At 41.1% G+C, this 6,838-nt stretch carries 10 protein-coding genes and 1 pseudogene; 2 read left to right on the top strand and 9 right to left on the bottom strand.

The window, feature by feature from the left end; genetic code table 11:
• The 5 genes and pseudogenes from FC85_RS02655 to FC85_RS02635 all read right to left on the bottom strand — a co-directional run.
• Window positions 1–493: pseudogene (locus tag FC85_RS02655) on the bottom strand (hypothetical protein); the annotation flags it as partial.
• Between the two features lie 301 nt (window positions 494–794).
• Window positions 795–1,022 (bottom strand): DUF2922 domain-containing protein, encoded by a 228-nt coding sequence (locus FC85_RS02650; protein ID WP_057864020.1) that lies wholly within the window; start codon window positions 1,020–1,022, stop codon window positions 795–797.
• Window positions 1,023–1,144: 122 nt separating this feature from the next.
• Window positions 1,145–1,435, bottom strand: coding sequence for a hypothetical protein (locus FC85_RS02645; RefSeq protein ID WP_057864019.1), 291 nt, complete (start codon window positions 1,433–1,435; stop codon window positions 1,145–1,147).
• Between the two features lie 94 nt (window positions 1,436–1,529).
• Complete coding sequence (locus FC85_RS02640; RefSeq protein ID WP_057864018.1) at window positions 1,530–2,075, bottom strand: sigma-70 family RNA polymerase sigma factor; 546 nt, start codon at window positions 2,073–2,075, stop codon at window positions 1,530–1,532.
• Window positions 2,076–2,418: 343 nt separating this feature from the next.
• Window positions 2,419–3,081 carry an HAD family hydrolase gene (locus tag FC85_RS02635; RefSeq protein ID WP_057864017.1) on the bottom strand — a complete coding sequence of 221 codons (663 nt, stop codon included), beginning with the start codon at window positions 3,079–3,081 and terminating at the stop codon, window positions 2,419–2,421.
• A 107-nt stretch (window positions 3,082–3,188) separates the two neighbouring features.
• On the opposite strand from FC85_RS02635, the gene FC85_RS02630 reads away from it, so the two are divergent.
• Window positions 3,189–3,671 (top strand): YbaK/EbsC family protein, encoded by a 483-nt coding sequence (locus FC85_RS02630; RefSeq protein WP_057864079.1) that lies wholly within the window; start codon window positions 3,189–3,191, stop codon window positions 3,669–3,671.
• Between the two features lie 198 nt (window positions 3,672–3,869).
• Here FC85_RS02630 and FC85_RS02625 read toward each other — a convergent pair whose 3' ends face one another.
• From FC85_RS02625 to FC85_RS02610, 4 genes are all read right to left on the bottom strand, one after another.
• A complete protein-coding gene (locus tag FC85_RS02625; RefSeq protein ID WP_057864016.1) occupies window positions 3,870–4,283 on the bottom strand; it encodes a hypothetical protein in 414 nt (137 codons plus the stop codon).
• 30 nt (window positions 4,284–4,313) lie between these two features.
• Window positions 4,314–4,715: a hypothetical protein gene (locus FC85_RS02620; RefSeq protein ID WP_057864015.1), complete on the bottom strand. Its 402-nt coding sequence runs from the start codon at window positions 4,713–4,715 to the stop codon at window positions 4,314–4,316.
• 81 nt (window positions 4,716–4,796) lie between these two features.
• Window positions 4,797–5,219 (bottom strand): hypothetical protein, encoded by a 423-nt coding sequence (locus FC85_RS02615; protein WP_057864014.1) that lies wholly within the window; start codon window positions 5,217–5,219, stop codon window positions 4,797–4,799.
• A gap of 88 nt (window positions 5,220–5,307) precedes the next feature.
• Window positions 5,308–5,733 carry a hypothetical protein gene (locus FC85_RS02610; protein WP_057864013.1) on the bottom strand — a complete coding sequence of 142 codons (426 nt, stop codon included), beginning with the start codon at window positions 5,731–5,733 and terminating at the stop codon, window positions 5,308–5,310.
• 253 nt (window positions 5,734–5,986) lie between these two features.
• Here FC85_RS02610 and FC85_RS02605 point away from each other — a divergent pair, with 253 nt between their 5' ends.
• A complete protein-coding gene (locus tag FC85_RS02605) occupies window positions 5,987–6,754 on the top strand; it encodes a hypothetical protein (RefSeq protein WP_057864012.1) in 768 nt (255 codons plus the stop codon).
• Window positions 6,755–6,838 lie beyond the last annotated feature (84 nt).

Raw genomic sequence — 6,838 nt, 5'->3', positions numbered from 1 at the left:
AGTTGTCAGCATCTGAGCCTGGAGTCTTCAAAGTAAAGGTTGCTGATGAAGCAGGAGCTGATGAAGCAGCACTAGTAGTGTCATACTTAGTTAAACCACCAGCAAATGATGTGGTCGTCTTGCCGCCGTAGATCCAGCCACGGTAAGTCTTATCAAAGGTAACCACCTTGTAATAAACTGAACCACGGTTAGTTGTAGCAACACGGTATGCACGCCAGTTCTTTTGACCTTGTTTAGCATCCTTAACGGCTGCCAAAGTAGTCTTAGTAGCAACAGTCTTAGCACCCTTTAAGGTACCAGCCTTAGTATAAAGTGCATTTGTACCATTAACGTTAACGTTACGAGTAGTAGCGTCGCCGGTTAAGGCTTTGTTTGATGTAACCTTAGCATAGCTTTTTGCTGAAGCGGTTTGAGCGTTAGCTGAACCAGCAACGGCAACGAAGCCTAAAGCTGCCAAGCCTACAAATAATGATTTCTTCAAGCTTGATTTCATTATATAGTCTCCTCCAATATATATATATGATTTGTAGTTCACTAGGTATATGTAAACTGCACTGTTAATTATACCGCACTTACGATAAAGCAACAACCACAATTTGATACCCAATCAACTTTACATATGCTATTGTATCGCCTAATTTTTCGGTTCGCAACCTATACGCTTTTAATTTATCCGATTGTTATATTAGAAACATTTCTGTAATGAAAAAAGAGCAAAACATTTCTGTTTTGCCCTTCGAATGTTACAATTCCTAGGTTCTCGCGATTATTTCATTTGATATATTGTGCACAAATTAGTTCGCACGGGTATCGTATAATTTATCGATTTCGGTCCGTCGGTACTGCGCCGCAATCGGTGTTTGGTAAGGATTAACCCCGTTATTATCAAACATCCCCAGCTCCGTAATCTGTTGCATCTTCTTTTGAACATCTGCACCAACCAAATTACCGCTGGCGTAGTTAATACTGATGGTCTTTGTCTTATCATCCGCTGATTTAAAGATTAATTCAAGTGTACGCATTAATGATTCCTCCTGTAAATTGTCCGTCTCATGCCGAGGAGACTGTAACCACGAGTCTGCCAAAGCATTAACCGTTTTTTCCAACCTAAAATTCCTAAATCTTAATTTTTAAATAAACCTAATTATGCCTTTGGTGCTTCAACCGGAGCTGTTTCACCTTGTGCAGATGCTGCTTCGGTATTTGGTGTTTCTGTTGGTGCTGATTGTGCTTGTACCCCAACGTGTTCAGTTGAAGAGACGGTTGCGTCAGTGATTTTGCCTTCCGTGAAGGATTCAATGATCTCGCCAAAGGCAGCAATCGTTTCAGCTTTGACATCTTTAGCCAAATAACTAAAAGAATGCTTAACCCCTTTCTTGTGATCCTTGTCAACCAACGTATAAGTCGCACTTGATTTCATCCAATCTCTTTGCATTTTCTTTCTCCTCTGTATTTTCTTTGTAAGTTGTTGGCGCCAACCCTTACATATACTAGTAACGAAATGAACCGGTCAAAGTGTAAAATATTTTTTAAAACAATTTACCGATTTTCTTTATTACAGCCTTGCGAAGCTGATAAACCGTCGGCCGAGTGACATTTAATTGGTTGGCAATTTCAGTAATGGTAAGTCCCCATTCAAACGCCAAGATCATGTATTGCATTTGTTGTTTGGTACAAACGGTTCCCAAGCGCCGAATCAAAACACCCGTGTCAATGTTTTCAACGGTATGCAGTGGATCGATCAGTTCGGCCAATGGGTCGACATTGTCTTCCGGAACTTGAACGTGTTCGACTGTGGTGAGTTGCTTCCGTAGATAGTCCAGCAGTGCCCACTTCACACCCTGATAAATAAATGGCAAAATTTCTTTTTCTGGTTTGCCCGCATTTAGTGCCTGCAGATACTTATTAATGAAAGCAATCCGCCCTTCTTGAACAATGTCGTCATAATACGGATTGGTCTTGGTAATGTGAAGTTTCTTCAATACGCCGTAAACGACTAATTCATGGTCCCCGTCCAATAAGAAGTCAAACGCTTCGGTGTAGCGCTGACGTTGTACCTGTTTTGTGTTTTCCATGTTTGAATCCATCCTAATTTAATTGAATTGATCCAACGGCCGTTGTCACGAGATACTACTATATATAGAAAGAACGAGGAATTAAACAGGGTACTTTTAGGAACAGAAATCATTGCTACACCGGGATTAAGTGATCCTTTTTAGATGAAAGCAAGGAGAAGGACCTGGTACTTTTTCAATTATTATGGAAAAGCTGATGAAATTATTTTGAAAAACATTAAAAATCGATTTCTTGATGGACACACGACATATAGAAATATAGGTCGGATCACTATTCTAGGCATTCCTTTAAAACACAAGAAGCCTTGAAAAATGTCTGGTGAATTTTTCAAGGCTTCTTAATTTAGTTTGATTCAGAAAATTGTTGAATAAATTTTGGCAGGCCAGTCAGGTTGGGTAACGTTGCAGTTGGTTGATTATCTGCGAATGCCGTTAGCCCATTTCGATTAATCCACACGACCGGCCAACCCATTTTACGACACGGGATAACATCCCACCAGTAGCCCATCGCCACGTGGATATGATCATGACTAACTTGTTGGGCTGCGTATTTGAAGAATTTTATCTCTGGTTTGTAGCAACCGGTTTGTTCCGGCAAAATGACTTGATCAACTTGGTGACCGAGTGATTTAAGATGCGCTGTCATTAGTTCCGGCGTTGAATTAGACATCAAAATAACCCAGTTACCTGCCAAACGTAATTGACGAAGCGTGGTCACAACTTCCGGCCAAGGTTCAAGTGCCTGGTAAGCCGCAATTAATTGGGAAAGCTGATCACTGAATAATGTCCCCGTCTTCAATGTCATATCAATGTATGCTAAATTTCGTTTCAATAATACCAAATAAGGTAGCGTTGGTTCCCCGTACATTAATCGATCTTCCCACGATTCAAATTGATGCCAAGCGGCTTGACCATCCAAGTTATTTTGCTGGCTAATCTTCAAGAACCAATTTCGAATGGCTCGCGTATCCAATAACGTACCGTAACAATCAAAAGTGAGATCCATCTTATTCGCCTCCGTTTTAAAATTTCATCTTACTGCTAGTTTTCCGATGGCACAAACAAGCGTATGATTAATTTCAATCATTATTTTGGGAGTTGATACACTTGAAAATGGCGACCGAGCGAGAAGCAATCAATTTACTAAACGTCTTACACATTAGGTACCGACGCATCGATCATCCCGCCATTTGGACGATGGATGATCCCAATACCCCACCCGGCTTACCACCGGTGAAGAATTTATTATTGAAGCAAAAGAAGCGCGATCAGTTCTATTTGTATTTAACTGATCGTAAGCGGGTCAACTTCAAGTCATTGGCTGATCAATTAGAAATTGCCCGCAGCCGGTTAAACTTTGCCAGTGAAGAAGAATTAGAAAGTTTATTAGGCGTTGTCTCCGGAATGGTTACGCCACTCGCCCTCATGCATGACACGAAAAACGAAGTTGAGGTTTTACTGGATGCCGACTTGCAACAACTACCGGAGATTTCGGCTCATCCAAACATTAACACGGCCACCATTCTAATGTCGTACCAGAACTTAGTGAAGGTGCTGGAAAAGATGGGCCACACGCCAAAAGTGATTTACAACTAAAAAGGGCTGAGACAAAAGTAATTTTGTCCAGCCCTATTTTTTGTCATCACAACTATTACCAAGCGAAAACGTGAGATAAAAGGCAACTTCCTGCCGTACAACCGAATTATCCCACTATTCTACCCGGAGCATATTCGGATAATCCAGTTGTACCCTGGAAGTTAACCGCCTTTTGTCGCACTCTGCTTCAACATCTATTTAATCTTTTTTCTGTCGCTGATAGAAATCATTGGTCATCAAAATCAAGAAGTCATGAATTTCTTCCCGAGACGTCTCCGGAGTGACGTAAAACATGAACAAATGATCAGGATCGTCTTCTGGAGCCGACAACTTCATTTTTTGACCATTAACCCACGTGCGAGTTGGATCAATATGCTTTAATTCATACCCCATTGCGATGGTAATGCCGTTGTCCAATTCTTTCCGCAGCTGCATCCCATTCACTCGCCCAATATGACTGGCAATGCCAAATGCCCGGCCGTGATTAAAATCAAACAGCGTGTATTCATCATCAGTGGTTTGGCTGGCATCATATGGGATATCGATTCCTTCAGCCATCTTCGCTGCTTCGGTCGAAATTAATCGTTCACGTTTTTTTCGATGTTTTGCCACAATCTGTCTCCTCAATCTGTTAAATCTGGGCTACTTTTTCCGAGTCAAATGTTGAACAACCACCGCAAAGTAGGCCTTCACCATATCTTCTGATAGGCCGGGTTGTCCATAAAAAATAAACCGTTCACTGGCACCTGCCGCCTTAGGATAAAGGGCCATTTTATGACCGTCAATTGCGGCCTGATCACCGGAGCGTTTGAATCGGTAATGAAGCTCATTGGTGATCGCCTGATCCAGCCGTGATCGTAAGTCATCCTGATCCGTTGGCCCATCATTGCTAAAAATCCCAATGGCCTTGCTATTATCAAACACAAACACCATAAACAGTTTATCTTCCGTTGAAAATACCCGGTACGGAATATTGACCCCTTTAATAAACTCAGCCGCTTTCTGGCGTTGTTCAGGTGTCATTTTATTAGATTGGTCACTCAAAATTCACACGCCCCTTTCGATCAAACCTGGTTATCCCCATTGTAACGTTTTAAATGTACTTAAGACGTTTTTAACGTCAACTTATTCATGATGCTCATTCTGACGTTTACGGGCAATAAAATATTTAACGACAACGGCAAGGTAATTCTGGAACGTTTCAGCCGTTGCCCCTGGTTGCCCGTAAAAAATAAATTGTTGCTTTGGATTGTTTGACACGTATAACCGCATCGGTTTGCCGTCAATCATTTCAGACCCGTCACTTTCAGTCTGCAAATTATAATGAAGCAAATTAGTAATTGCATCATCTAAAGGTGCGCGTAACTTTTCTTTATCAATTGGACCCACTTGGCTATAAATCCCAAATGCTTGGCCGTGATTATAAGCAAAGACGGTGAATTTGCCGTCAGCAATTGGAAATGCTCGGTACGGAATATCAACATTTTCGACAATTTTCTTGGCTTGGGCGCGTTGATCCGGGGTCGGTTTTCGATCTGATTCGCTCATATTAAACAATCTCCCTTCGATCATTCGGGTGCGATTACAAATTATCAATTCTTCAGTTAATGATCACTCGATTGTGAGGACCAACTAACTATTCCGCATTTCCCGGCTGATCTGCCGCGTTCGCTTTCATATCATTAATCATTAACAGTAAGTATTGGTTGACTCGCTGTTCAGTTGACTTCGGTGGAATATACATCATGAATTGAGAACGTTCTTCGTCTGGTGCGTATAGTTTCATCCGAACACCGTTAACTTCGGCAATATACGCTTGAATCGGGACAATGGAATATCTCATCCGGGCGGTAATTCCGGCATTAAGCTGATCCAATAATTCTTGATTGGTTAGTGGTGTCTCGTTGCTGGAAATCCCAAGGGCTTCATCATTGTTAAAGCTATACAGCGTATACTTACCATCTTTACTATAAGTTGGTTCATAAGGAATATCGATATTTTTAACTTGTTCTTTAACTGCTTCGTTAATTAATCGGTCTTTTTCTTTGCGATGCTTTGCCATTAGTTAGTCCCCCTATTTTCAAATCTCACAATAATATCATACCACATTGCTGGAAACCGTTTTCGCGTTAATATCACTAATCGTGATTGGTTAGTCAAATTCTCACTATGCGTGATTAACTATTATATTTGCGATATATTGGTTATTTTTATGATCGCTTTTATTAACAAATGCGTTTAATGATCTTATTATGTTCCCAGAGTAATGAAATTGTTCGTTACAGTTATAGTGATTCTAGGAAAAGAGGCCTTTCATGAAAGATTTATTGACCGCAATTAACCCATCTGCCCGCAAATTTTACAATGACGGTATTTTTGACGTGACCAAAGTCAAGCTGAGCCATATTAAGAAGCAACCAGCAAAAGCACCGATTAATTGGGAAACGGTGTACCTGTTAGTGCCACTGGAGACAAAACAGGCAAAGACGCTGATTGTCGATAAATATCTTGGACTAGTCACCGTTAAGGCATCGCCGGAAACATTGATCAAACAGGAACTCAGCGACAAAAAGCTTTTACAAGTGCCACGGATTGTCCGGACCATCGCAAATTACTTGGGAATTAGTGAATACGTGCCTCACGTTTATCGTAACCTGTTATTGTCACCCCTGAAGGCCGCCCGAAAAAATGGTCATCATCCTTGGCTGTCACTTAATCAAGTGGCAACCTATGAACTAACTGACGAACCGGATAAATTACTGTTACACTTCAAAGGCTGTGAAACACCCGTTCGAATTCCGGCCTCGTTTAATTTTTACCAACAACGCTGCCGTGATGCCATAAAGGTTCAGAGGTTCGAGAAGAAATATTTTAAACAAATTAAAACCGCTTTGATGAAAGTCAGTAGCGACACAATGACTCAATCAGAATTGAATCGGACGAACAGCAAGCTTGAACGCTTCATCACGTTCTATCATGAACAAATTGTGATTACGATTATGTTCGGTCCGAATGCCACTAAAGCCGACATTGATAAGAATCGCCGTTTTATTGCCGAACAGGCTAAGGCGATTATGCAGTGATGACTGGCCAAAAGCTGAATCAAAAAATGGCCACCGCAAGAAGCAGTGACCATACATAATAATTGATACAAATCTTTACAGTTC

The organism is Lentilactobacillus diolivorans DSM 14421 (assembly GCF_001434255.1).
Lineage (GTDB): Bacteria > Bacillota > Bacilli > Lactobacillales > Lactobacillaceae > Lentilactobacillus > Lentilactobacillus diolivorans.
Note: the sequence above shows the minus strand (reverse complement) of the source record. Positions and strands in the feature narration are given on the sequence as shown.

Bases quoted from the DNA above. Each gene is read 5' to 3' on its own strand.
- FC85_RS02650 (WP_057864020.1), bottom strand. From the start codon at position 1,022: ATGCGTACACTTGAATTAATCTTTAAATCAGCGGATGATAAGACAAAG.
- FC85_RS02645 (WP_057864019.1), bottom strand. From the start codon at position 1,435: ATGCAAAGAGATTGGATGAAATCAAGTGCGACTTATACGTTGGTTGAC.
- FC85_RS02640 (WP_057864018.1), bottom strand. From the start codon at position 2,075: ATGGAAAACACAAAACAGGTACAACGTCAGCGCTACACCGAAGCGTTT.
- FC85_RS02635 (WP_057864017.1), bottom strand. From the start codon at position 3,081: ATGGATCTCACTTTTGATTGTTACGGTACGTTATTGGATACGCGAGCC.
- FC85_RS02630 (WP_057864079.1), top strand. From the start codon at position 3,189: ATGGCGACCGAGCGAGAAGCAATCAATTTACTAAACGTCTTACACATT.
- FC85_RS02615 (WP_057864014.1), bottom strand. From the start codon at position 5,219: ATGAGCGAATCAGATCGAAAACCGACCCCGGATCAACGCGCCCAAGCC.
- FC85_RS02610 (WP_057864013.1), bottom strand. From the start codon at position 5,733: ATGGCAAAGCATCGCAAAGAAAAAGACCGATTAATTAACGAAGCAGTT.
- FC85_RS02605 (WP_057864012.1), top strand. From the start codon at position 5,987: ATGAAAGATTTATTGACCGCAATTAACCCATCTGCCCGCAAATTTTAC.